The 25,002-nt window shown below is 71.3% G+C and carries 17 protein-coding genes; all 17 read right to left on the reverse strand.

Annotation, left to right across the window (positions count from 1 at the left end; genetic code table 11):
- Nucleotides 1–5 precede the first annotated feature (5 nt).
- The gene (locus ABTY62_RS16795) at nt 6–1,289 is read right to left on the reverse strand and encodes a DUF4910 domain-containing protein (RefSeq protein WP_352130156.1); all 1,284 of its coding nucleotides are present in this window, start codon (nt 1,287–1,289) and stop codon (nt 6–8) included.
- Nucleotides 1,277–2,302, reverse strand: coding sequence for an NAD-dependent epimerase/dehydratase family protein (locus ABTY62_RS16800; protein ID WP_352130157.1), 1,026 nt, complete (start codon nt 2,300–2,302; stop codon nt 1,277–1,279). The genes ABTY62_RS16795 and ABTY62_RS16800 overlap by 13 nt, the downstream gene beginning before the upstream one ends.
- Before the next feature lie 3 nt (nt 2,303–2,305).
- On the reverse strand, nt 2,306–2,953 hold the full coding sequence (locus ABTY62_RS16805; RefSeq protein ID WP_352130158.1) for a PIG-L deacetylase family protein: 648 nt from the start codon (nt 2,951–2,953) through the stop codon (nt 2,306–2,308).
- Nucleotides 2,950–3,744 (reverse strand): sugar phosphate nucleotidyltransferase, encoded by a 795-nt coding sequence (locus ABTY62_RS16810; protein WP_352130159.1) that lies wholly within the window; start codon nt 3,742–3,744, stop codon nt 2,950–2,952. The genes ABTY62_RS16805 and ABTY62_RS16810 overlap by 4 nt, the downstream gene beginning before the upstream one ends.
- 13 nt (nt 3,745–3,757) lie before the next feature.
- On the reverse strand, nt 3,758–4,993 hold the full coding sequence (locus ABTY62_RS16815; protein ID WP_352130160.1) for a class I SAM-dependent methyltransferase: 1,236 nt from the start codon (nt 4,991–4,993) through the stop codon (nt 3,758–3,760).
- On the reverse strand, nt 4,990–6,198 hold the full coding sequence (locus ABTY62_RS16820) for a glycosyltransferase (RefSeq protein ID WP_352130257.1): 1,209 nt from the start codon (nt 6,196–6,198) through the stop codon (nt 4,990–4,992). Before ABTY62_RS16820 ends, ABTY62_RS16815 begins: the two co-directional genes overlap by 4 nt.
- Before the next feature lie 11 nt (nt 6,199–6,209).
- Nucleotides 6,210–7,457 carry an O-antigen ligase family protein gene (locus ABTY62_RS16825; RefSeq protein ID WP_352130161.1) on the reverse strand — a complete coding sequence of 416 codons (1,248 nt, stop codon included), beginning with the start codon at nt 7,455–7,457 and terminating at the stop codon, nt 6,210–6,212.
- A 1-nt stretch (nt 7,458) separates the two neighbouring features.
- Nucleotides 7,459–8,979, reverse strand: coding sequence for a right-handed parallel beta-helix repeat-containing protein (locus tag ABTY62_RS16830; protein ID WP_352130162.1), 1,521 nt, complete (start codon nt 8,977–8,979; stop codon nt 7,459–7,461).
- A gap of 9 nt (nt 8,980–8,988) precedes the next feature.
- A complete protein-coding gene (locus tag ABTY62_RS16835; protein WP_352130163.1) occupies nt 8,989–10,974 on the reverse strand; it encodes a heparinase II/III family protein in 1,986 nt (661 codons plus the stop codon).
- Nucleotides 10,971–13,169, reverse strand: a complete 2,199-nt coding sequence (locus ABTY62_RS16840; RefSeq protein ID WP_352130164.1) for a bi-domain-containing oxidoreductase — start codon at nt 13,167–13,169, stop codon at nt 10,971–10,973. Before ABTY62_RS16840 ends, ABTY62_RS16835 begins: the two co-directional genes overlap by 4 nt.
- 17 nt (nt 13,170–13,186) lie before the next feature.
- Complete coding sequence (asnB, locus tag ABTY62_RS16845) at nt 13,187–15,121, reverse strand: asparagine synthase (glutamine-hydrolyzing) (protein WP_352130165.1); 1,935 nt, start codon at nt 15,119–15,121, stop codon at nt 13,187–13,189.
- A gap of 3 nt (nt 15,122–15,124) precedes the next feature.
- Complete coding sequence (locus ABTY62_RS16850; RefSeq protein WP_352130166.1) at nt 15,125–16,642, reverse strand: Wzz/FepE/Etk N-terminal domain-containing protein; 1,518 nt, start codon at nt 16,640–16,642, stop codon at nt 15,125–15,127.
- The gene (locus tag ABTY62_RS16855) at nt 16,639–18,015 is read right to left on the reverse strand and encodes a Wzz/FepE/Etk N-terminal domain-containing protein (RefSeq protein WP_352130167.1); all 1,377 of its coding nucleotides are present in this window, start codon (nt 18,013–18,015) and stop codon (nt 16,639–16,641) included. Before ABTY62_RS16855 ends, ABTY62_RS16850 begins: the two co-directional genes overlap by 4 nt.
- Nucleotides 18,012–19,292 (reverse strand): glycosyltransferase family 4 protein, encoded by a 1,281-nt coding sequence (locus ABTY62_RS16860; protein WP_352130168.1) that lies wholly within the window; start codon nt 19,290–19,292, stop codon nt 18,012–18,014. The genes ABTY62_RS16855 and ABTY62_RS16860 overlap by 4 nt, the downstream gene beginning before the upstream one ends.
- Nucleotides 19,282–20,616, reverse strand: a complete 1,335-nt coding sequence (locus tag ABTY62_RS16865) for a nucleotide sugar dehydrogenase (protein WP_352130169.1) — start codon at nt 20,614–20,616, stop codon at nt 19,282–19,284. The genes ABTY62_RS16860 and ABTY62_RS16865 overlap by 11 nt, the downstream gene beginning before the upstream one ends.
- 82 nt (nt 20,617–20,698) lie before the next feature.
- Nucleotides 20,699–22,177, reverse strand: a complete 1,479-nt coding sequence (locus ABTY62_RS16870) for a sugar transferase (protein WP_352130170.1) — start codon at nt 22,175–22,177, stop codon at nt 20,699–20,701.
- A gap of 579 nt (nt 22,178–22,756) precedes the next feature.
- Nucleotides 22,757–24,790 (reverse strand): DNA topoisomerase (ATP-hydrolyzing) subunit B, encoded by a 2,034-nt coding sequence (gene gyrB, locus ABTY62_RS16875; RefSeq protein WP_352130171.1) that lies wholly within the window; start codon nt 24,788–24,790, stop codon nt 22,757–22,759.
- Nucleotides 24,791–25,002 lie beyond the last annotated feature (212 nt).

Raw genomic sequence — 25,002 nt, forward strand, 5'->3', positions numbered from 1 at the left:
CGGCGTCATGCCTTGATCAGCCCGGCGCCGTGCAGGGCGCCGGCCGCGGCGGCGACGGTGTCGAACGGCAGCCCGGACCGCTCGGCGACGTCCAGCAGACTGTGCTCGCCGTCGGAGAGGCTGAGCACCCAGAGCATGGCCATCTCGGCCTGCTTCGCGTCGCTGCGGCCGCCGAGCGAGTCGTACAACCCGCGCCGGCCCAGCTGCGGCTCCCCGTAGGGGCTGAGGTTGACGTACCGCCGGTTGCGGTCAAGGACGGCGAATGCCTCGCGGCAGAGGGCGAGCGTGTCCGCCATCGCCTCCGGGGAGACGAAGTCCGGGTTGTCCGCCGAGGTGTGGTACTCGGGGTAGCCGGCGTACGGGGTCCGGCTGAGCGAGCCCACGCCGAGATCGAACCCGGGCGAGCAGAACTGCCGCTCGTCATAGCCGTACGGAGTGAACTCGGCGACGCGGTGCGGGCGTTCGGATGCGGCCAGCACGTGCCGCATCACCCGGTCGATCTCCGCGTCGCCGCGCCTGCTCTGCTTGTACGTCAGCCGGCCCGGGTCGCCGGCGCAGGCCAGCACCAGGCCGTGCTTGACCCGGTCGATCCGCTCCGCGTTGCGGGCCAGCCAGGTGATCGCCCCGATGGTGCCGGGCGCGAAGATGAACCGGTAGGTGTAGTACGGCGTGCGCTCGGCCAGCGCCCGGGCCAGGAACGTCGCCACCGCGATGCCGGCCAGGTTGTCGTTGGCCAGCGACGGGTGGCAGACGTGGCAGGAGACGATCACCTCGTCGGCGACCTGCCCGGGGACCACGTGCTCGGCGTAGGTGAGGTGGCCATCGGCGAGAGTGGAGTCGACGCGCACCTCGTAGTCGCCGTCCGGGAGCGCGTCCAGGGTCTCCTGGGCCAGACAGAAACCCCACTCCGGCTTGTAGTAGCTGGTGCGGTACGGCACCCAGGCCGGGTGGTCCGGCAGGGTGTGCAGGTGGGCGCGCAGCTCGGCCAGCGGCATGGTCGCCGACACCGGCACGCTGTAGCCGAGCACGTGCAGGTTGGACGCGGCGAAGTCGACGACCCGGCTGCCGGCGGCATCGGCGATGTACGCGTCCCGGATGTTCCACTCCTGCGGCACCGTCCAGTCGAGCACCTGAGTCCCGGTCGACACCTCGTGCACCCGCAGCGGGATGTACTCGCCGACGATCGCCAGGGTGGCGCGCACACCGTCGCCGGTGATGCTCCGGCACAGCGGGTACAGCCGCTCCACCAGCGCGTGCATCTCCTCGCCGGGCGCGGTCATCGGCGCCACCGCAGGGTGTCGTCGACGGCGCCGGCGTCGGACGCCGCGCGCAGCACGGCCAGCCGGGTGAAACGTCGCTCGAAGTCCTCCCGGGTCAGCCCGTGTTTCCGGTAGGCGTCGGCGAGTTCGAGCGCGCCCTGCTTCACCGTCCACTCGCAGTCGAAGCCGGGTATCGCGGCGCGAAACCGGGAGAAGTCCACCCGGTACGACCGCGGATCGGCGCCGGTCTCCCCGGTGATCACCACCTTGGCGCCGGACACCGCCTCGGCGACCTGCTCGGCGATCTCGGCGACCGTGACGTTGTTGATCTCGCTGCCGATGTTGAACGCCCGGTCGTGCACCGCTTCCCGCCGCGCGACCAGCGCGGCCGCGAAGGCCCGTGCGATGTCGGCGGCGTGCACCAGCGGCCGCCAGGGGGTGCCGTCGGAGAGCACCAGCACCTCGCCGGACAGGAGCGCGTGGCCCACCAGGTTATTCAGCACGATGTCGGCGCGCAGCCTGGGGGAGTACCCGAAGGCGGTGGCGTTGCGCATGAACACCGGGCTGAAGTCGCCGTCGGACAGCGCGTGCAGATCGTCCTCCACCCGCACCTTGGACTCCGCGTACGGCGTCACCGGGCGCAGCGGGGCGTCCTCGGCCACCAGGTCGTCACCGCCGGCGGCGCCGTAGACCGAGCAGGTCGACGCGTACAGGAAGCGCCGCACTCCGGCGTCGCGGGCCAGCCGGGCCAGCCGCACGGACGCGTGGTGGTTGATGTCGTAGGTGAGGTCCGGCGCCAGCGCTCCCAGCGGGTCGTTGGACAGGGCGGCCAGGTGGATCACGGCGTCCACCCCGGCCACGTGTTCGGCCGTGACGTCGCGCAGGTCCACCCGGTGCCCCGCCGGGTCCGCGGGAGTCGGGCCCAGCACGCAGTCGGCGAACAGGCCCGCGTCAAGGCCGACGACCTCGTGCCCGGCGGCGTTGAGTACCGGGGCCATCACGGTGCCCAGGTAGCCCTGGTGTCCGGTCAGCAGTACGCGCAAGGTTCATTCCCCCAGGTTGAGAGTGAGTTTGGTGACGGCGAACGCCTCGGCGTAGCGCGCGTGGCATTCGATGCCGCGGATCCGCGCGAGACCGAGGAAGGCCTCCCGGTCGTACCAGGGCCGGTGCCGCTGCGAGGGGTAGTGCTCCTGTAGCAGCCGCACCTTCCGTTCGGCGATCTCCGGCGGCAGCGGCTGGTACGCCGCCGGGCGGCCGAGATCGCCGTCCCACTTGACGATCTCGTAGCCGAGGACCAGGTGGTCGCGGAACGCGGTGGGTACCAGCTTCGCCAGGCCGCGGTGGTCCTGGTGTGCGTCGTCGGTGCGCGGGGCCAGCACGAGATCCGGCTCGGTCCGCTCGCGCAGTTCCTCGACCGCGGCCTTGGCCTCGTCCCAGTGCGTCGGCAGCCGGCCGTCCGGCAGCTTGAGCACGGTCAGCCGCAGGTCGGCACCCGGGCAGAAGGCGGCGAGCGCGGCCCGCTCCTCCTGCTCCCGCTCGCTGCCGCCGCCGGAGAGCACCAGCGCGTCGACGCGGATCCCCGGCCGCGCGAGGCACAGCGTCAGCAGTGTGCCGCCGGCGCCGATGGCGATGTCGTCGCAGTGCGCGCCCAACGCGACGATCCGGTCCGGGCGCCCGGCGCCGAGCCGGATCACGCCCGCGCTCCGGCGGTGTCCCGCTCCCACACGGCCCACGGGCGGTCGCCCCGGGCGTAGGCGGCATCGAGCGCCGCCCGCTCCTTCACGGTGTCGGTCGGCTTCCAGAAGCCGCGGTGCTGGTGCGCCACCAGCCGGCCGCGCTTGGCCAGTTGGGCGCATCCGTCGGCGACCAGGTCCCCGTTCTCCGGGATGTGGTCGAAGACCTCCTGGCGGAGCACGAAGTAGCCGCCGTTCTCCCAAAGCGGCAGTTCGCTCACCGGGGTGATGCCCCCCACCAGGCCGTCCTCGCCCAGGTCCACGCAGTGGAACGAGGACTGCGGTGGCACCACCATCATCGACGCACCGGCGTCGCGCCGGGCGAACCGGTCGATCATCTCCGGCAGCGGGGCGTCGGTGAGCACGTCGGCGTAGTTGGCGAGGAACATCTCGTCGCCGTCCAGGTGGTGCCGCACCCGGCGCAGCCGCTCCCCGATCGGTGACTCGGTGCCGGTCTGCGCGAACGTGATCGTCCAGTCGGCTATGTCGGTGGACAGCAGCTCGGTCCGCCCGCCCCGCAGCACGAAGTCGTTGGACGTCGTCTCCTCGTAGTTGAGGAAGAAGTTCTTGATGTGGTGGGCCCCGTACCCGAGGCACAGGATGAACTCCGTGTGCCCGAAGTGCGCGTAGTAGCGCATGACGTGCCAGATCAGCGGCCGCGGGCCGACCATCGCCATCGGCTTGGGCACGTCGTCCGCGGCACCGCTCCGCATCCGCATCCCGTAACCGCCGCAGAACAGAACGACCTTCATGCTGCTACCTCTTTCACGACGCGACCTCGACAATGCTCAGTTCCGGGATGGGGAAGACCAGCCGGCCGCCCCAGGTGTGCACGAAGGACAGCTGCTCGACCAGCTCGGCCCGCAGGTTCCACGGGAGGACGAGGACGTAGTCCGGTCTGTCGGCGGCTATCTGCTCGGGCGGCAGGATCGGGATGCGGGTGCCCGGGGTGTACCTGCCGTGCTTGTAGGGGTTGCGGTCGACCGTGTACGGGAGCAGGTCGGGCCGGATGCCGCAGTGGTTGAGCAGGGTGTTGCCCTTGCCCGGGGCGCCGTAGCCGACCACCGTCTCACCGCGCTCGGCCGCCTCGACGAGGAACCGCAGCAGGTCCCGGCGCACCTTGGCCACCCGATCGGAGAACTCGGCGTACCCGGACAGCTCCTGGAGCCCGGCGGCCTTCTCCCGGGCCAGCACGTCGGCCACCTGCCGGCTCGGCTCGCCCGCCACCTCGGCCGGCCGGGCCCACAGCCGGATGGATCCGCCGTGCGTGGGCAGCAGCTCGACGTCCACGAGCGCGAGTCCGCCGCTCGCCAGCGCCCGGATCGCGGACGCGACCGTGTAGTACTGGAAGTGCTCGTGGTAGATCGTGTCGTACTGGTTCTCCTCGATCAGGGTCAGCAGGTGCTGCACCTCGATGGAGACCCAGCCGTCGTCGGCGACCAGGGCGCGCAGCCCCCGGGTGAACCCGACCACGTCGGGGATGTGCGCGTACACGTTGTTGGCCACGACCAGGTCCGCCGGGCCGTGCTCGGCGCGGACGGCCGAGCCGGTGTCCGGGGACAGGAACTCCGTGAGCGTGGGCACACCCGCGTCCCGCGCCGCGGCGCCGACGTTCACCGACGGCTCGATGCCGAGGCAGCGGATCCCGCGGTCCACCACGTGTTTCAGCAGGTATCCGTCGTTGCTCGCGACCTCGACCACGAAGGAGTCGGGGCCGAGGCCCACCCGCTGTACGGCGTCGGCGACGAACGTGCGCGCGTGTTCCACCCAGGAGGTCGAGAAGGAGGAGAAGTACGCGTACTCGCTGAACGTCTCCTCCGGCGTGATCAGCGGTGGGATCTGTGCGAGCCAGCAGTCGGTGCAGACCCGCAGGTGCAGCGGGTACGCCGGTTCCGGCTGGTCCAGTTGGTCCGCGGCGAGAAAGCTCTCACATGGTGGCGTCGCCCCGAGATCGACGACGCTCGCCATCGCTTCCGAGCCGCAGAGTCGGCATCGTGTCATCTATTGCCCCCCATTGATTCCGTCCGACCCGCGATCGCGGTGCGGTACCCCTCCACCAGGCGTTCAAGACCGACGGCCGGGCTGAAGCCCTGCTCGTAACGGCGCCGGGCCGCCTGCCCCATCTCCCGGTTGCGCGCCGGCTCTGCCGTGATCCGGCGCAGGCCGGACGCGAGCGAGGCGGGCTCGCCCGGCCGGTGCAGCAGCCCGGTCACCCCGTCCTCGACGAGTTCGACGAAGGCGCCGTGACCGGCGGCGACGGTCGGAACCCCCGCCGCCATCGCCTCCACGACCACCAGGCCGAACGCCTCCAGCCAGGTCGAGGGAGCCACCACGGCGACCGACCGCGCGATGGCCCGCCGGCACTGAGCCGTGTCGTACAGGCCGACGTACCGCACGTCGTCCCGGCCCGCCGCCCAGGCGGTCACCTCTCGCTCCAGCGGCCCCGCGCCGGCGATCACGAGCGGCACGCCCACTCCGCCGCTCGCGGCGATCTCGTCCCACGCGGCCATGAGCAGCCGCACGCCCTTGGCCTCCGCGAGCCGGCCGAGATAGAGCAGATGCTCGCCGGGGCCCGATCGGCGGGCGTCAGGGTCGGGCACGAAGTTGTGTTTCACCGCCAGTCGCTCGGCCGGCATGCCGGCCCGTACCAGGACCTCGCGCTGCGCCGCGGAGATACAGAAGAACCGCTCCACGCCGGACCACCACCGCCGCCGGTTGACCGACAGGCTGACCGCGAGCGGCACCGTCGCCAGCCGGGAGCCCCGGTAGCAGCCGTGCCGGACGGCGGGCAGCGGCGCCGAACCGACGCACTCGGTGCACGGCCTGCCGTCCCGTTGCAGCGTGCCGGGCGGGCAGACCTGGGTGTAGTTGTGCAGCGTGGCGACGGCGGGCACGCCGGCGTCGGCGCAGGCGGCCAGCACCGCGGGCGACAGGAGCGGGAAGACGTTGTGGACGTGGACCACGTCCGGCCGCTCGGTGCGGAGCCGGGCGGCGAGCTCCGTGCGGACCCGCGGGTTCCACGGCACCAGCAGGGGCACCGCGGCCTTGCCCGGCAGGGAACGGGCGGCGATGTCGTCGCTGCGCCGCTCGAACAGCTCGACCCGGTGGCCGGCCGCGCGCAGCAGCTCCACCTCCTGGTCGACGACCTTGTTCTCCCCGCTCGGCTGCGCCGAGGAGTAGCGGTTGTGCACTACGAGGACGTGAATACCGGGCATGCTCAAGGGACCTCCGATCTGCGGGCCCATCGCGGGACGCGTCGAGGAACTGCGGGCGCCGGAACGGGCGTGGCCGCGGCAGGCGCCGCCAGCAGCGAGGCGGCGACGGCCAGATGCAGCAGATACGGCGAGGCGTCGCCCAGCCCGGCCTCGGTGTACGACGCGATCGCGCAGTAGCTGATCAGGAAGATCGCGCAGGCCCTCGACAGCGACGGTGGCCGCAGCAACGCGACGCCGCCCAGCACGATGATGATCGCCGCCACGAGGGCGACGCCGAACAGACCCTGCTCGTTGTAGACGGCCAGCCAGCTGTTGTCGATCGGCAGCCCACCGAACGACTTGTCGCCCAGGCCCACGCCGAACACCTGCTCCGCGGTCGTCCGGGGCGCTGCCAGCAGGGCGTCCCAGACCTTGGCCCGACCGGTGAGGCTGGAGAAGTTCTCCTTGGTCTGCCCGCGCAGGAACCACGCCTGGAGCACGGAGCCGAGCGCCACCGCGGCCACCGCGGCGCACAGCACCGCCCAGCTGAAGAACCGGCGGGCGGCGGCGCTGGTCAGGATGAGCGAGCCGATCGCCAACGCCAGCCCGATGAACAGACCGAGCGTGGCCGTCCGGGTATGGGTCAGCGCCAGCAGGACGAGTGACGGCACGATGACCAGCGCCGCGCTCGTTCTGTCGGTCCGGCGGCCCAGTACGAGCAGCACGGTGAGCCCGATGATCACCGCGGCGTACTGTCCGATCTGCGGCGGGGTGAGCGGCCACAACGCGCCGACCAGCCGCCCGCCGTAGAGCCCGGGCATGGCCGCGCCCGGTGAGACGAGCAGGCCGGCGGCCACCGACCCGAGCACCGCGAAGTACATCCGGATGTGGTGCCGGACGAACGTCAGGTCGCCGTCCCACCAGCGGCCGACCAGCCACAGCGTGCCGACGAAGAGAGCCAGCCGGGCGCACCGGAACAGCGCGCCGAACCCGGACTCCAGGTGCGCACTGGAGATCACGCTCGGCACCAGCAGCAGGGTGAGCAGGAACAAGAAGGCGCTGGGTCGGATGCGCAGCCGGAGGTTGAGAGCGAGCGCCAGCGCGAACGCGGCGACCAGCGAGCCCATGGTGACCAACTGGATGAGGGAGCGGGGCAGCGGGATGATCGTCTTTGCCCCGGCGGAGCCGAGCGTGTTGAGGACCAGCAGCCCCCAGACCGTCCCGACGATCTTCGACGTGTGGGACGTGTGGAACGTGTGGCCGGTGCTCATCTCAACCACCGTCCCGTGCGCGGAAGGTGCTGCCCGCGTCCTGCTGGTACGGCGTGCTCTGCCACTGCCAGGAGTCGAGTATCCGGCTCGGGTCGTGGGCGATGAACTTCCATGGTCCGAGGTAGACGTTGTCGTGCCAGCGGTTGTGCTGCTTGCGGGTGATCGCCTCGGCCACCCGCTCGCCCTGGTACGGCGACCAGTCCGGATAGGTGCCGTAGTTGGCCAGCACCGCCATTCGGTCGCACTTCGCCGTGCAGTCGACGACGGACTTGTCCAGCACGAAGCGGTTGCCGTGGATGTCCACCCGCTGGGTCTTCCACCGGCAGTCGGCGTAGAGCGGTGCGGTGGCGATCGCCGGCTGTGTGCAGCGGTCGGTGTTCTTCACCAGCAACGTGCAGTCACCGGAGGAGGTGTTGGCCGGGCTGTTGCAGAACCGGTCGGCGTTCTCCCACAGGGTGATCCCGGACCAGTTGTTCTCCAGCACGTTCCGGTAGATCTCGATCTTGTCCGTGCGGGCCCGGATCCGTGGTTCGCCGCCGGACTCGGACAGGTAGACGGTCGCGAACGGGAAGTTGTCGCCGCGGTCGGCGTACCTGCGGCCCTCGACCCAGTTGTTCCGCCGGATCGTGTTGTTCCGGATGACCGCGTTGTAGCTGGTCTCGTAGATCAGCGCGGCACCGTCGTTGGCCTCGAGGACGTTGTTCTCGATGCGGAAGTCGTTGTTGTTGGTGTCCGCCCATAACCCGGTTCCGCGGTTGTCGTGCACCCAGTTGCCGCGCACGTCGGCGCCGTTGACGGCCCAGAACTTGACGCCCCCGGTGCAGCCGCAGCCCGGCCGCCGCCGCTCCCAGTCGTCCCTGTTGTTACCCACGATCTCGTTGCCCTCGACCACCAGGCCACTGATACGGCCGGTGGACTTGTACGCGTTCATGCCGTACTGACCGTTGCCGCGCAGGCAGCTGGCGCGGACCCGCTGGCGGGCACCGGCCATCAGCCCGGCGCCGGAGTTGTCCTGGATCGTCGCGTGCTCGATCACCCACCCGTCGGCCGAGTCATGGTTGACCACGCCCTCGTCATGCGGCGCGACGAAACCCTGCACGGTCAGATAGCGGAGGGTGACGTCGCGGGCGGCGCCGCCGAACGCGTACTGGTTGGTCTTCCGGCCGTCGAGCACCGCGCCCGGCGCGCCGAGGTAGCTGTCCCCCTCCTTGGGAATGACCTGGGCGTAGCGGTCCGGCCCGAGCCTGTGCTGGCCCGGCCGCAGCCAGAACGTGGTGTTCGGAGGGCTGCTCCTGGTCTTCGCGGCCAGGTCACCGGCCACCGCGGGGTCGACCGTCACCGCGCCCGCCGGCGCCTTCGCCGGCCCGGCCGCGGGCTTGGCGCACACCCGGGCCATGGACGTGGACGGCGCAGCGGGCGGCTTCGGCCGCGCGTCCGGCGTGCTGTCACAGCCGGTCGCCGCCAGCAGGGCCAGCGCCAGCGGTGCCGCCGGTAACGCCCAGTGCCGCCACTTCATCCCCAACCGTCCTCCCTAGCCGTGGAACCTGAGTACGGTGGTGAACTCCCCCAACAGCGCAGTGCCGTCGGCGAAGCCGGTGCCGACCAGCGTGGTGGCGGGTTCCTTGCGCCCGAAGCCGGCGGAGTACCAGCCCAGCGGCGGGTCACTCTCGCCGCGATGCGCCCGCCAGCACAGCTGCCCGGGCAGGTCGAGCACCGCGGAGCGGTCCTCGCCGTCCCGGGTCCAGGTGAGCGATGCCCGGTTTCCCACCAGGTCCGCGGCGATCGCCGGGCCGAGGTGGAACGCCAGGTGCACGGCCCGGCGCGGGCCGCGCACCTCGTCGACCACCCTCAGCTCCTTGGCCGCGGCCGTCAGCTCCACCCGGCGGCGGTGCACGGAGCGCTGGTAACCGTCGTGCTCGGCGCACCAGCGGGCCGTCCCCCGGTCGGAGGCGTCGGATGCGTCCGCGACCAGGACGCGGCTGCGGGCATGCCGGGTCCACAGGAACGGCCCGCCGGAGACGGACTGGTCGCCGCCGTCCAATTGCAGGGTGTTGTGGCCGAGGGTCGACCGGAAGTACTGCCGCCACTCGGGCTGCCCGTGGTAGCAGTACGTCCCCGGGTCGGCGAGCACATCGACCCCGTCGTGCCGGACCTCCACGGACAGCGCGTCCGCGTGAGCATGCGCGGCGATGGACAGGAATCCGTGCGGACCACCGTCGCAGCGGCACCAGATCTCCGCCGGACCGCGCAGGATGGTGAGCCCCGCGTCGGCGAAATGAGCCGGTCTGCTCGGCGGGCGGGACACGGCCGGCGCGGTTCCGTCTTTCGAGTACGGCCGGATGAGCGCGGCCAGCAGCGGGGTGCGCACATCGGTGCCGGTCACCGCCGGCCACCAGGCGAGCCGGCCGAACACGGCGTCCCCGGTGGCCAGCAGCGAGGCCCAGCGGTCGGTGCCCGCCCCGTCCACGACCAGACCGTGCCCGTCGTCCGCGTCCCCCTGGCGCGGCGGCCGCAGCCGGTTGTCCACGATGGCCGCGAGCGCGTCGGTCATCCGCAGCAGCACCAGCCGGATCGACGCGGGGACCGGCACGCCCGCGGCATCCGCCTCGGCCACCGCGGCCAGGCCGAGCTCCAGCACCAGCCCGTGATACTCGGTGGCCAGCTCGCGGTTGAGGCCGGAGCCGAAGGTATTGCTGCGCAGCTGCCGCTCCAGCGACCGCAGCGCGTCGGCTCGCCAAGGCGCCGAGGAGGGGAACCACCCGAACGCGCAGGCCGCGGCGAATTGCCCGGCGGTCTCGGCGATGACGTGGTTGTTCGCCGAGGACCCCCGGCTGGGAAAGGCGGCCAGCCAGCGCTGGTGGTGCCAGATCTGGTTCAGCGCCACCGGGTTGCCCTCGAACAGCCCGGCCGCGCCCGGCCACCCGTCGAGCAGCCGGCGGATCCACACCCAGGACAGCAGCCGGATCCCCAGCTCGATGCCGCTGGTCCAGTGCACTCCGCGCAGCGGCGCGTTGCCCGCCCACCACGACCGCAGGTGCTCGGCCACGCGCTCGGCGTACCGCTCGTCCCCGGTGATCGCGTAGGCGGCGGCGAGCTGGGTGAGGTACTGATGCCGGGACGGCTCCCAGATCTGCTTGATGTCCCCGACCGCGTCCTCGTCCCGGTACGGCACGTCGAAGGCGTAGCCCCACGGAGCCCGGCGCCCGGTCTTCGGGTCGTACCACCAGTCCGGGTCGGCCAGGTCGTCGCGGTGCACCCCGAAAAACTCGGCGTGCCCGGCCATCAGCCGGTCCGCCTCGGCGATGAGACGTTTCGCGGCGTCCGGTGGCACCGCGGCGATCGTCCCCGCGGGCAGTGCCGCGGTGAACCGGGCGCCGGTCACGCTCGGGCAGTCCGGCCGCGCCGACCGCCACCGCCGCCTGCGCACCGCGTCGCCCACCCGGCCGCCGACCTCCCGCGGTCCCATCCGGGACAGCCGCCGCAGGTACCAGCCCGGGCTCCCCGAACTCACCGTCATCGCGCCCTCGCCAACGTCACCGGTGCGCCGCCGGCCAGGCCGGTCTGCACGGCGAGGGTGGCCGCCGTGGTGGCGACCAGCGACTCCAGCGGCACCGGCATCGGTCCGCCGGTCCGCACGGCCTCGAGGAACGCGTCCAGCTCGGCGCGCTGGCCCTTGTCCCGGGCCTTGGGCAGCCGAGAACTGATCCACCGCTTGCGGCCGTCGTACACAGCGGCACGGACGAAGTCGTCGAGCCGCAGCGCGCGGCCGTCCGCGACCAGGTCCAGCGTCTCCTTGGGGAAGCCGGCCGGGCCGGTGGTGACGTAGCTGATGGTGGCGGTGGACCCGCCGGGGTAGCGCAGCACGACCTGGAGATCCTCGTTGCCGGGCGTGGTGAGCGCGTACACCGAGACCGGGTCGGCCTCGAGCAGCCAGCTCGCCGTGTCGATGAAGTGCCCGCCCTCGCCGGCGAACCGCGAGCCCTCGGTGCCTTGCTGGAGGTACCAGCTGCCGTGGTCCAGCCGCCCCGCGTTGACCAGGTAGCGGACGTGTCCAGGCCCGGTCCGGGCGCCGAACCGCTTCCTGGCCTCGTTCAGCAGCGGTGCGAAACGGCGGTTGAATCCCACCTGTAGCCGGTCGTTGCCGGACTCCTCCACCGCCGCGAGCACGCAGACCAGTTCGTCCTCGGTGAGGGCCAGGGGCTTCTCCACGAACACCGCCTTGCCGGCCAGCAGCGCCCTCTGGGCCAGTTCGGCGTGCGAGCTGTGGCGGGTGACCACGAACACCGCGTCGATGGACGGGTCGCCGAGCACGGCGTCGAGATCGGTGGTCGCCTCGGCGAAGCCGAACTTCCGCTTCGCGTTGGCCGCGGACAGCGCCGTCGTGGTGACGACCGTGGACAACTCGACGCTGTCGCGCCGCGCCAGATGTGGCAGCAGCATCGACGTCGCGTAGTTCCCCGCGCCGGCGAAGGCCAGCCGCACCGGCACCTTGGCAGACCGGGCCGCGGCGGACACTCCGCCGCCGGCTCTCATCACCGCGGGCACGGCCACCGCCGGGGCCTCCGCCTCCGCAGCTCGGTCGGGGTGGTGGTCGGCGTACCGGAACAGCACGGCCACGGCCTTCAGGTCGCCGTCCTTCAGGCGCTGGTACGTCTCCACGGCGTCATCGAAGTCGGCTATCCGGGAGACCAAGGGCTCCACGTCGACGCGGCCGCGGGCGAGGAGATCGAGGAAACACGCCAGATTGCGGCGCTCGGTCCAGCGCACGTAGCCGATCGGGTAATCCCGCCCCTCCAGCTCGTACTCCGGGTCGTAGCGCCCGGGGCCGTAACTGCGGGAGAACCGGACGTCGAGCTCCTTCTCGTAGTACGCGTTCCACGGCAGGTCCAGGCGGCACTTGCCGATGTCGACGACCCGGCCGCGGTCCCGGCTCATCCGGGCGGCCAGCTCCACGGGCTGGTTGCTGCCGCCGCCGGCGGCCAGATACACCTGGTCCACGCCGTGACCGCCGGTGAGTTCGGCGACGGAGTTCTCCACGGCCGCGGAGGCGGGATCGCCACACGCAGCCGCGCCCAGGCGCTCGGCGAGCTCGCAGCGCACCGGGTCGGGGTCGACCCCGACGACGCGGACCCCCGAGGCGGCCAGCAACTGCACCACCAACTGCCCGATCAGCCCGAGGCCGATGACCAGCGCCACATCGCCGAGCTGCGGCTCGCCGCGGCGGACGCCCTGCATCGCGATCGACCCGACGGTGCCGAAGGCCGCGTGCCGCGGCGCGAGACCGTCCGGCACCCGGGCGTAGAGGTTCTTCGGCACCCAGTTCAGCTCGGCGTGCAGCGCGTGCTCATTGCCGGCGCAGGCCACGAGGTCGCCGACCTTCACATCGTCGATCCCGGAGCCGACCTGCTCGATCACCCCGCACAGCGAGTAGCCAAGCGGCGTGTAGGAGTCCAGCTTGCCCATCACCTTGCGGTAGGTGGCGCCCACCCCGTTGGTGGCCACGCTCTGCACGACCTTGGCCACCTGGTCCGGCCGGGAGCGGGCCTTGCCCAGCATCGACATGCCGGCCTCGGACACCTTCATGAGCTCGGTCCCGGTGGAGATCAGCGAGTAGGCGCTGCGGACCAGCACACCGCCCGGCTTGCACCCCGGCACCGGCACGTCGAGCAGCGCCAGCTCGCCGCTCTTGTAGTTCTGCACAACCTGTTTCACCCGAACTCCTCTGATTCCTAAGCCGTTAACCGAGTGCTCTGGCCGGACCCAGAGGTCGCGTCGCGATACCAGTACTCGAGGGTCAGCACATGCCACAGATGCTTGGAGAAGTCCCGCTGCCCGGCGGCGTCCTCGGCGGCCATGCGTGCCAGCGCGTCGCGGCGCAGCAGCCCGGAGTTGACGAGCACGCCGTCGTGCACCACCTCGCGCACCAGCGGTGCCAGATCCCGGCTCATCCAGGCCCGCAGCGGGGCGCTGAACAGGCCCTTGGGCCGGTAGACGATCTCCCGGGGCAGGATCGAGGTGGCCGCCTCCTTGAGGACGGCCTTGCCCTGCCGTCCGACGATCTTGCGATCGCCCGGCACGGCGAACGCCGCCCTGACCACATCGACGTCCACATACGGCACCCGCACCTCGGTCGACGCGGCCATGCTCGACCGGTCCGTGTACGTGAGGTTCAGGCCCGGCAGGAACATCCGGGCGTCGCCCAGGCACATACGGTTGACGAAGTCGTCGAGGTCGTTGTCCTGGTAGATGTCCGCATGCTCGGTCAGCACGTCCTCGACCGTCCCGGCCAGGTCCGGATCGACCAGGGCGAGCAGCTCGTCCTGGTCGTACATGGTGTAGCTGCGCCGGAACGCGGTCTCCTCCGGCAGATCGGCGAAGGAGAGGAACCGCTTCGCGAAGCGCACCGACCGGTACCCCCGGCGGGCCGTGGCGACCGGCAGCCGGTCCACGGCCCTGGACAGGCCGCGCCGCAGGGGCCGCGGGACGCGCTGGTAGCGCAGCGCGATCAGGTTGGCCAGGTGCTTGCGGTATCCGGCGAACAGCTCGTCGGCGCCCATCCCCGAGAGCATCACCTTGACCCCGGCCTCCCGGGCGGCCGAGCAGATCAGGAACGTGTTGATCGCGGCGGGGTCGCCGATCGGCTCGTCCAGGTGGTACGTCATCCGCGGCAGCAGATCGAGCACGTTCGGAGCGATCTCGATTTCATGCAGGTCGACACCGAACCGCTCGGCCACCCGCCGGGCATAGCGCAGGTCGTCCGGCATCGCCTCGAACCTGGCGTCCTCGGCGCGGAACCCGATCGTGTAAGCGGAGATCCCGGGTCGGTCGCGGGCCGCGAGCGCGGTCAGGTAGCTGGAGTCGAGACCGCCGGAGAGGAAGGTCGCCACGGGTACGTCGGAGAGCAGGTGGCGCCGAGTCGACTCCTCGACGATGGCGGCGACATCCGGCTGCTCGCCGCCCAGGGCCCGCTCCCGGGCCTCGGCGGCGACGTCCTTCAGGTGCCAGTACCGGCCGCGCTCCACCCGGCCGTCGGGCCGGCACCTCAGCCAGCTCCCCGGCGGCAGCTTCTCCGCTTCGCGGAACGCGCACCGTGAGTCCGGCACCCAGTAGTACAGCAGCGAGGCCACCAGCGCCGCATGGTCCACCTCCAGCGACCCGCCGGTCGCGGCGGCGAGCGCCTTGAGCTCGGAGGCGAACGCCAGACCCTCGCCGCGCCGGAGCAGGAACAGCGGCTTGATGCCGAGCTGGTCGCGGGCGAGCACCAGGTCACCGGTTCGCTCGTCGAAGATCCCGAACGCGAACATGCCGCGCAGCCGGGGCAGACAGTCCGTGCCCCAGCGCCGCCAGGCCTCCAGCAGCACCTCGGTGTCGGAGGTACCGCGGAAGCGCACCCCGGCGGCCGCCAGCTCGGCCCGCAGCTCGGGCGCGTTGTACAGCTCGCCGTTGTACGTCAGGACGAGGCCGCCCGAGACCATCGGCTGGGCGCCGGTCTCGGACAGGTCGATGATGGCCAGCCGGCGGTGCCCGAGGTGCACTTCGCCGTCACCGGCGGGGTGGCTGTACCGGCCCGCCCCGTCCGGACCGCGGTGGGCGAGGGTTTCGGTGAGCCGGTCGGTCACGACCTTCCCGTCCGGCCATCGGTAAGTGCCTGCGATGCCACACATGTCCTACCGCGCCTCCTGGTCGCTGTCCGGGACCCGTCCCGCCCACATCGGCAGCCGCTCCGTCCGCCGCCGGCCCGTCCCGTTCTGCCGGGCCGGCCGCTCGTTCCGGTCGCGCGGCCCGGTGAGCGGCCCGTCCCACAGCGTGCCGTCGGTCCGGTCACGCGGATCGGGGTCGATCAGCACCACACCGACCACCGGAATGCCCTGGTCCACGAGGTGCCGCGCCACGGTGTGCAGCCATGCGGCGCTGCCGTGCCCGGCACGCACGACGAGCACGGTCCGGGTGCCGAGGTACTGGAGGTCGGTCCACGCCGTGCCGGGCGCCACCGAGCCGACGCCGAACCGGCGTTCCTCATCCGACACGGCCGCGGCACGCTCGCCGCTGACCACGGTCGGGTCTCCTGGCTTCCGGCGGCGGCCCGCGAGCTGCGGGCCGGGCAGACCATCGATGATCACCACTGGCCCGTCCGCCGCCAGTGCCCCGGCGAGGTCCAGGGCGATCGCGCTCGTGCTGCGCGCACACCCCAGTTCCAGCAGCGACACCGGTTCCGCGGAGCCGCGTACGGTGCGGGCCAGGGACGTGGTGAGTCTTGTCCGTGCCGCCCGGATCCGTCGGCGCTGCCACAGCCTGCCCGACCGGCGGGGCAGCTCCGCGATGACCGAGGCGCCCAGGTTCGCCGCGATGTCCCGGCGCAGCACGGGGCGGTCCGCCACCACCACACCGACCGCGGCCACCGCGAGCCCGAGGACGAGCCCGAGGACGAGCCCGATCGCGGCGTTGGTGGCAGCGGTCCTGGGCAGGGAGTGCCGCACCGCGCGCGGGGCGTCCACGATCTGGGTGCCGGCGATGACCCGGGGCGTGCCGATGCGCGCCTCCGCGGCGCGCTGGCCGAAATCGGTGATCCGCGAGGTGAGCTCGGCCCGGCGGGCGAAGAGCGACTCCATGTTCGCCGACGCCTTCGGCCCGCTCCCCGGCGATCCGTCTTCGATCGCCTTGTTGACCTGGGCGAGTTCGTCCCGCATTCGGTCACGCTGGTCGAGCAGGGTCTTGGCCTCGGCGTTCGCGGATTCCCGGATGCGCCGCACATGGTCCGCGACGAACGCCTCGGCCAGCGCCTTGGCGCGGGCCATCGCCTCCGCGTCGCTGTCACCCGTCACATTGATCTGGAGCAGGTTGTTGGTCAAGCCGGTACCCCCGTAGTCCTGCATGAAGTCCTCCGGTTTTTCCGGGGACCCGAGGGACTTCAGGGCCTTACCGGCGATCCGCGTGGTTTGCAGCAGCGCGACGTCGGTGCGGATCAGCGTTCCGGGGTCGTTCGGCTGGTCCTCCTGATGCGCGACCAGCACCTTGGTCACCGCGGTCGGCGGTGGCGGCAGCAGGACCGCCACCGCCACGCCGACGAGCAGCCCCAGCAGCGCCATGGAGCACCAGAGGCGGCGCCGCCTCCGCACCGCCACCACCAGCGCCTGTAGATCCAGCAGCGGAGCGGCCGACGACTCCGACGTCGTACTCGTCGTCACCCTGAACCTTTCGTCGCGTGGTCGCGGGCCGCGAGCGCCGGCGTGGCGGCATCCCGAGGACGGCCGACAGCCCGCGCCGGACGCGCCCGGACCGTGCCGGCGAGGACGATGCCGACGACCTCGTGCCCCGCGTCCGCACACGCCTCGGCGATGCCGGCGAGCTCCCCCGCGGTCCAGCTGCCCGCGCTGAGCACGACCAGGACACCGGACTCGTTGTCGCGGTCCGGCACCATCGGCTGGGACACCGAAACCCCCACCACCCGCAGCATGGTTGGGGAGGGACCGCTCTCGGCCTCGGCGACGAGCTGCCCGGCGGCCCGGCGGGCGATCTCGTCGCAGTCCGGGACGGCAACCAGCAGCCGCCGGGAGGACGGCAGCCGGTCCCGGAGCCGGGCGCACACCCGCCGGTAGCGGATCTGCCGGCCGGTCTCGTCGCCGGACGCCCGCGGGGTCGGTATGTCCCACCGGACGTCGACGCCCAGCAGCCGGCGGATCCGGGCCCACGGGCCACGGCCTTCCGGCCGGTGCGCGCGCCGTTCACCAGGTACCTCGACGGTACCCAGCAGCACCGAGCCCAGCGCCGCGGCGATCTCCGGTTCGGTGCGCAGCCGGCCACTCATCCGTGCGGCGGTGAGATGGCCGATGACCGCGAGCAGGAAGAACAGCAGCGCCCCGGCGACGATGAGCTGCATCCTCGTCGGCGGTGCCTCGCCGACCGGCCGGGCCGCCGGCCCCATGACGACCATGTTGGCCTTGTTGGCGGCCGGGTCGGCCTGGTCCAGCTTGTTGATGGCCTCCTGGAGCGTGGTGCGCAGCTTCGTCAGCTCGGTGCGGGTCTGCACGCTCTCCACGGTCTGCCCCGGATCGGCCGCATCGGCCAGTTCGGTGATGCGGCGGCTGGTCTGCGCCACCATCTGCCGCAGCGCCTCGGGCCGCGTCGCCGCTTCGGGGTCGGTGTTGTCGCCCACGATCCGCGCGGCGAACGTGACGAACTGCTGGGCCATCTGGTCGGAGAGTCGCTGTGCGCGCTCCGGGGTGTCGGCCGTGCCCGAGATCTTGATGATGTTCCCGTCGGCGGCCTTGGCACTCACCCGATCCCGCAGCTCGCTGCCGCTGACCCCGTGCCAGCCGAGCGTGGCGGCCGCGCGGTCGACCACCACCGAACTGGTCGCGATCTCCACCTGGGTCAGCAGCTCGCGCTCCTGCCACGCCCCGGGCAGCAGTACCGATGCCGACGTCGTGTAGCGCGGCGGAAACACCAACGAGGTGCCGTAGCCGACGAGCGCGCCCACCAGCGCGAGGATGGTGAGGAACCGCCGGCGCCGACGGATAATCCGCCCGATCGTGACCAGGCGTATCGTGTCGTCGCTCAACGGCGCGGCCTCTTCCCTGCCCGGTCCGGGTCGCCCGCCGACACCGGAGCGTGGCCACGGCAGGCAGCGGCGTAGGCGGCGAGCAGCGACGCTTGCGAGTTCCGCCAGGAGAGCGACCCGCTGATCCGCTCCTGGCCGATCTTGCCCATCCGGGCCCGCTGCTCCGGATCGTCCAGCAGCAGCGCGATGAGCCCCGCGAACTCGGCCTCGTCGTTGGCGGGCGCGTAGACGGCGGCGTCACCGGCGGAGACCCGCGCCTCCCGGAGGTCGAACGAGACGATCGGCCGGCCCATCACCATGTACTCCAGGACCTTGTTCATGGTCGACACGTCGTTGAGCGGATTGTGCGGGTCGGGGGAGAGGCACACGTCCGCGGTGGACAGGTAGCGCACCAGGTCGGCGTCCGGAATGCGCCCCGTGAACTGCACCTGCTCCGAGAGCCCGAGCCGCCGGGACAGCTCCACCATCGCGTCGAAGGTGTCGCCGCCGCCGACGAACACCGCATGCCAGTCGGTCCGCCCGAGCTCGTCACGCAGCTTCGCGAGGGCCCGTAAGGCGTAGTCCACGCCGTCCTGCGGGCCCATGACGCCGAGGTAGCACAGCAGATGAGGCTTGCCGCGCTTCAGCTCGGGCTCGGGCGGCACGGGGTGGAACCGGTCGATGTCGGGCGCGCTGCGCACCACGAAGACGTCCTCCGGCCGCCGGCCGCCACGGCGCACCGCGACGTCCCGGTAGCTCTCGTTCGTGGCGAGCACGACGTCCGCGGCCCGGTAGGTCCGCCGTTCCAGCGCGCACACGGCGCGGTAGAGCAGATCCTCGCCGCGGCCGAACCGGGAGAGATACAGCTCGGGTACCAGGTCGTGCTGGTCGAAGACGAACCGCGCTCCGCGCCGCTTCAGCCACAGTGCCGGCAGGAACAGCAGGTCGGGCGGGTTGCAGGCGTGGACCACATCGACCGGGCCGACCTTCCGGGCCAGCCGGACCGTATGCCACAGCGCCGATCCGTACTCCCGCAGATAGCCGGCCGGCCCTCCGGTGGCCGCGCGCAACGGGTAGCGGTGGATCCGCACCCCGTCGATCTCCGCCTCCGGCTCCGTGTCCCGCTTTGTCCCCCGGGGACAGATGACGTGCACCGTCCAGCCCGCGTCGCGCAGCGTCGTGCACTCCTGCCACACCCGCCGGTCGAACGGCACCGACAGGTTCTCCACCAGGATCAGCGCGCGCCGGCCCGGCCGGTCGCCGCTGACCGTGTCACCAAACGATGTGTCACCAAGCAAGGCCCATGTACCCCGGTTCGGCCCGGCGCGCCTCGGCGTCGGGAAGGCGGATGAGGTCGACGATCACCGGGCCGTCGCCATGGGGCAGCGCCGACAGTACGGCCGGATCCCGGGTCCCGACCAGGCACACCTCGGCGTGCTCGAGCACCTCGTCGACGGAGTCCGCGAGCAGCTGTGCGAGGTGCGGCAGCCGGGTCTCGATGTACTCGCGGTTCGCGCCGATCAGCCGGGAGAGGCTCACGTTGGCGTCGTAGATCCGCAGGTCGTACCCCTTGCCGAAGAGCCTCTCCGCCAGCTCGACGAGCGGGCTTTCGCGGAGGTCGTCGGTGCCGGGCTTGAAGGACAACCCGAACATTCCCACCCGGCGCTTGCCGGTGCGCTCGACCAGCTCCACCGCGCGTTGCAGATGTTCGGAGTTGGAGGGCAGCACATGGGCGAGGATGGGCACCGAGACGTCGGCCCGCTGCGCCGCGTGGACCAGGCTGCGCAGGTCCTTGGGCAGGCAGGAGCCACCGAAGGCGAAGCCGGGCCGCAGGTAGGCGGGGCTGATGTTCAGTTTGCGGTCGGCCAGGAACACGTCCATCACCTGGTGCGAGTCCACCCCGAGCGCCTGGCACACCGCGCCCAGCTCGTTCGCGAAGCCGATCTTGAGGCCGTGGAACGCGTTGTCCGCGTATTTGATCGCCTCGGCCGTCGGGACCGGCACCCGGAACACCTCGCCGGGCAAGCCGTCGTACAGCGCCGCCACCACGTCGCCGCTCGCCGGGTCGAGCTCGCCGATGACGGTCTTGGGCGGGTCGAAGAAGTCCCGCACACTCGTGCCCTCGCGCAGGAACTCCGGGTTGACCGCGACCCCGACGTCCACCCCGGCCGTGCCGCCGACGTACTTCTCCAGGATCGGTACCAGCAGGTTCAGGCAGGTACCCGGGAGCATGGTGCTGCGGAACACGACGGTGTGCCGCCCACTGCGCCCGCCGCGCCCACCGCGATCCGCCAGCACGGCGCCGATCTGCTCGGTGACCCGTTCCAAGTACGTGGTGCACAGGCCGCCGTTGGGCTCCGACGGCGTGCCCACGCAGACCAGCGACACCTCGCTGCCCATGATGGCCTCGCGGACGTCGCCGGTGGCGCGTAACGCCCCGGTCCGCACGACCTCGGCGATGAGCTCGCCGATCCGCTCCTCGACCACCGGGGCCTTGCCGTCGTTGACCAGGTCGACCTTCACCTGGTTCACGTCCACCCCGATGACCTCGTGACCCATGCTGGCCAGGCACGCGGCCGATACGCAGCCCACGTAGCCGAGCCCGAAAACGCTGACTCTCATGACTCGTTCCTCCCCCCAGGCAGGCCCCTCCGGCCTGCGATCCGTGCGTTGGCGCCACGCTTGAGTTGCGGCCCCCCGCGCATCAGTAGGCCCCCTGCCCTTGGAGCACCGCACGCAGCGTCTTCCACAAGATCACTGTGTCCAGCGCGAGCGACCAGTCCTCCACGTACCGCAGGTCGAGGCGGACCGCCTCCTCCCACGGCAGGTCGCTGCGTCCGCTGATCTGCCACAGGCCGGTGAGTCCGGGCTTGACCAGCAGCCGCCGCCGGATGTCCGGGCCGTACGCGGCGGACTCCTCCGGTAACGGAGGCCGCGGACCGACGAGCGACATCGATCCGGTGAGCACGTTGAACAGCTGCGGGAGCTCGTCGATCGAGTACCGGCGCAGCACCGCTCCCACCCGGGTCACCCGCGGATCCCGGCGGAGCTTGAACAGCAGGCCGGCGCCCTCGTTGAGGTCGGCCAGCTCGGCACGTGCCCCGTCAGCCCCGGCGACCATGGTGCGGAACTTGAGAATGGTGAACTCGCGGCCGTCCTTGCCGACCCTGCGCTGGCGGTAGAACGCCCCTCCTCGACTGTCCACCAGCACGAGCAGCCCGACGAACACCATCAGCGGCGTGAACAGCATCAGCAGGATCGCCGCGCCCATCCGGTCGACGACCCCTTTGACCGCCCGGCGGCCCCCGGTGAAGGTCGGCATGCTGACCCGCAGCAGCGGTATCCCGAGCACCGCGTCGACGTGCAGCCGCGGACCGGCCACCTCCATCAGCACGGGGGCCACGATCATCTCGGCGTCGCTGCCTTCGAGGTTCCAGGCCAGCCGCTGGAGCCGGTCCGGTGACCAGTGCGGGTCCGGTGTGACCGCGACGACACGGTAGCCGTCGCGGCGGACGTGGCCCGCGACGTCCGTCAGCCGGCCGACGACCGGCACTCCGTCCAGGTGGTCACCGTCGAGCCCGAGACCGTCCGTCGTGCACACCGCGTCCACCCGCCAGCCGAGGTGCGGGAACTTGCGGGTCCGGGTGATCAGGTCGTGCACGGTGGCCGGACTCCCGGCAGCGAGCACCGGTCTCAGGCACCGTCCTTCCTTGCGCTCTCTGTGCAGCCAGAGGCGCAGCAGATATCGCGCGGTCATGGTGACGAGCGCGATCGCGGGGATCGCGACGAAGATCCAGAGCTTGATGTTGCGCGAGGTGAGCGCGATCCCGCCGAGCGCCAGGACGACGGTCGCCGTGAACAGCGAGCGTCCGAGCCGGCGGAATTCCTCGGCGCCCTGGCCGAGCACGGCCGGAGCCCACGACCGGCTCACCGCAAGCGCCCCCAGCACCAGCAGTTCGGTGCCGAATGCGAGAATCCCCCACTTCTCGTGCCAGTTGGCCGCGTCCCGGGCCCCGAAGAAGTTGCCGATCGCCGCCACCACGAAGGCGGTGGCCACGGTATCGCTGGTGATCACGGTACGGCGGTACCGCTGCTCCCAGTCGATCGCGGGCTGACTGATTGCCCCGTCCGCCAGACGCCCGCGCGCTGACGGAAACGGGCTGACTAATCCCCCTCGCCGCACAGAACCCCCCAGGTCCCCAGTGATTCGACGTGTTCGCCCAACACTGTTCCTCCCCCTCGGGAGGCCCCCGCCTCCCGTACTGTCCCTCCCCTCGGGAGGCCCCCGCCCCCCGCGCCGCGCTGTTCGTCCCCCCGGGAGGCCCCCGCCTCCCGCGCATGACATCCCGGCTATTTCAGCGCCACTTGAACAACCCACCCTGGCGGCAGCAGGCTCGCCTGCCCCGCCAGACCCCCGAGTTGCGCCGGAACCCGTCGAAACCTCGGGTGCTCCCCGCACCCAAGGCCCCTCTCGGGCTCCGAGAACTGATCCACCCCCATGTCCGGCGCCGGGAAGGCGACTGCTGGCTTCCGTAGCGCCGGACCTATAGATCATTAGTGGTCGCCTCATGCCCGAACGGCTGAAGCACGGTCAATCTAGACCATCGGGGCCGGTGTGTAGAGAGGATGTGTGTAAATTGTGCGCAAGCTTTGAGACAGGATCCACCGATCGTCGAGCGCCTATGTGGGCCTTGACGCCACCGGAGATGAAGAACTGATGGCAGCAGGCGTACGGCTGCTGGGGCGGGAGCGGTGCCCGGGGTCAGATGTCGAGGAAGCGGACGTCCTTGGCGTTGCGCTGGATGAAGTGGCGGCGGGCTTCGACGTCCTCGCCCATCAGGACGGAGAAGAGGCCGTCGGCGACGGCCGCGTCATCGAGGGTGACCTGGCCCAGGACCCGGTGGTCGGGGTCCATGGTGGTGACGCGCAACTCCTCGGCGTTCATCTCGCCCAGGCCCTTGAAGCGCTGGATGGAGTCGTCCTTGATCCGGCGGCCGTCCTGGCGTCCCCGTTCCAGGAGCATGTTGCGTTCGCGGTCGGAGTAGGCGTATTCGACGTGGTCCCGGCTCCACTTGATCTTGTAGAGCGGGGGGCGGGAGAGGTAGGCGTGGCCATCTTCGATCAGTGGCCGCATGAAGCGGAACAGGAAGGTGAGCAGCAGGGTGTTGATGTGCTGGCCGTCGACGTCGGCGTCCGCCATCAAGATGATCTTGTGATAGCGGAGCTTGGCGATATCGAAGTCCTCGTGCACGCCCGTGCCGAACGCGGAGATGATCGCCTGGATCTCCTGGTTGTGCAGGACTTTGTCGATCCGGGCCTTCTCCACGTTGAGGATCTTGCCGCGGATCGGGAGGATCGCCTGGTACTGCGGGTTGCGGCCGGATTTGGCCGAACCGCCGGCGGAGTCTCCTTCGACGATGAAGATCTCCGACATCGCCGGGTCGTTCGACTGGCAGTCGGACAGCTTGCCCGGCAGCGCCGCCGTTTCCAGCAGGCCCTTGCGGCGGGTCAGGTCGCGCGCCTTGCGGGCCGCGACCCGGGCCGTGGCCGCCTGGACGGCCTTGCGCACGATGTCCGCGGCGTCGTTCGGGTTGCGGTCGAACCAGTCGCTCAGATGCTCGTGGACGACCTTCTGCACGAAGGTGCGCGCCTCGGTGTTGCCGAGCTTGGCCTTGGTCTGGCCCTCGAACTGCGGCTCGCCGAGCTTGGCCGAGACGATCGCGGTCAGGCCCTCGCGGATGTCCTCGCCGGAGAGGTTGGCGTCCTTTTCCCGCAGCAGTTTCTTCTCCCGCGCGTAGCGGTTGACCACGGTGGTCAGGGCCGTACGGAAGCCCTCCTCGTGGGTGCCGCCCTCATGGGTGTGGATGGCGTTGGCGTAGGAGTACACGCTGTCGGTGTACTGGCCGTTCCACTGCAGGGCTACCTCGGCCGACAGCCGCCGTTCCGTGTCCTCGGCGGCGATGGTGATGACCGAGGGATGGACGGGTTCGCCCTTGCGGGCATTGAGGTAGGCGACGAAGTCGGTGATGCCGCCGTCGTAGCGGTAGGAGACCGTCTTCGCTGCCGGGTCCGAGTCGGCTTCGTCGGCCGCGGCCGTCGCGCGCGCGGAGGGCCGTTCGTCGGTGAGGGTCAGGGTGAGCCCGCGGTTGAGGAAGGCCATCTCCTGGAAACGCCTGGCCAGCGTCTCGAAGGAGTACGCGGTGGTCTCGAAGATGCCGCCGTCTGCCCAGAACGTCAGGGAGGTGCCCGTCCGGGAGGTGGCCTCGTGGCGGGCCAGTGGGGCGCTGGGAGCGCCGTCCTTGTAGTCCTGCGTCCACCGGTAGCCGTCGGTCCGGATCTCCGCCGACAGCCGGGTCGACAGCGCGTTGACCACCGACAGACCCACACCGTGCAGACCGCCGGAGACCGCGTACCCGCCGCCCCCGAACTTCCCGCCCGCGTGCAGCACGGTCAGTACCACCTCGACGGCCGGCCGCTTCTCCACCGGGTGCATCCCCACCGGGATGCCGCGGCCGTTGTCGACCACCCGCACCCCGCCGTCGGCCAGGATCGTCACGTCGATCCGGTCGGCCACCCCCGCGAGCGCCTCGTCCACGGAGTTGTCCACGAGCTCCTGCACCAGGTGGTGCAGCCCGCGCTCTCCCGTGGAACCGATGTACATCCCGGGCCGCTTGCGCACCGCGTCCAGGCCTTCCAGGACGGTGATCGCGTTGGCGTCATACGACGCCGTCCCGGCATGGCCGGGCTGCTGGGATCCGGGGGTACCGCTGGCGGTGTGAGTGTCGTGAGTGGTCACAGATGCTCTCTTTCGGGCATGGCGGACCGCGCTCCCACACCGCGGTGCGGGAGCGGCCGGACAGCTGGCGGAGGCGGGGCGCGGCAGCCCGAACAGGGCCCCGAGGCTCACGGGCCTCGGGACCGTCGACTACCGGGACGCTGTCCAGGATATCGGAGATGCCCCTTGCCGATGGGGCGAGAATGCCTCCATGTGGCGCTGTGCGGCCCCCG

This window comes from Streptomyces sp. NPDC097640, assembly GCF_040302705.1.
GTDB lineage: Bacteria > Actinomycetota > Actinomycetes > Streptomycetales > Streptomycetaceae > Streptomyces.

Bases quoted from the DNA above. Each gene is read 5' to 3' on its own strand.
- ABTY62_RS16835 (WP_352130163.1), bottom strand. From the start codon at position 10,974: ATGACGGTGAGTTCGGGGAGCCCGGGCTGGTACCTGCGGCGGCTGTCC.
- ABTY62_RS16810 (WP_352130159.1), bottom strand. From the start codon at position 3,744: ATGAAGGTCGTTCTGTTCTGCGGCGGTTACGGGATGCGGATGCGGAGC.
- ABTY62_RS16815 (WP_352130160.1), bottom strand. From the start codon at position 4,993: ATGACACGATGCCGACTCTGCGGCTCGGAAGCGATGGCGAGCGTCGTC.
- ABTY62_RS16825 (WP_352130161.1), bottom strand. From the start codon at position 7,457: ATGAGCACCGGCCACACGTTCCACACGTCCCACACGTCGAAGATCGTC.
- ABTY62_RS16865 (WP_352130169.1), bottom strand. From the start codon at position 20,616: ATGAGAGTCAGCGTTTTCGGGCTCGGCTACGTGGGCTGCGTATCGGCC.
- asnB (WP_352130165.1), bottom strand. From the start codon at position 15,121: ATGTGTGGCATCGCAGGCACTTACCGATGGCCGGACGGGAAGGTCGTG.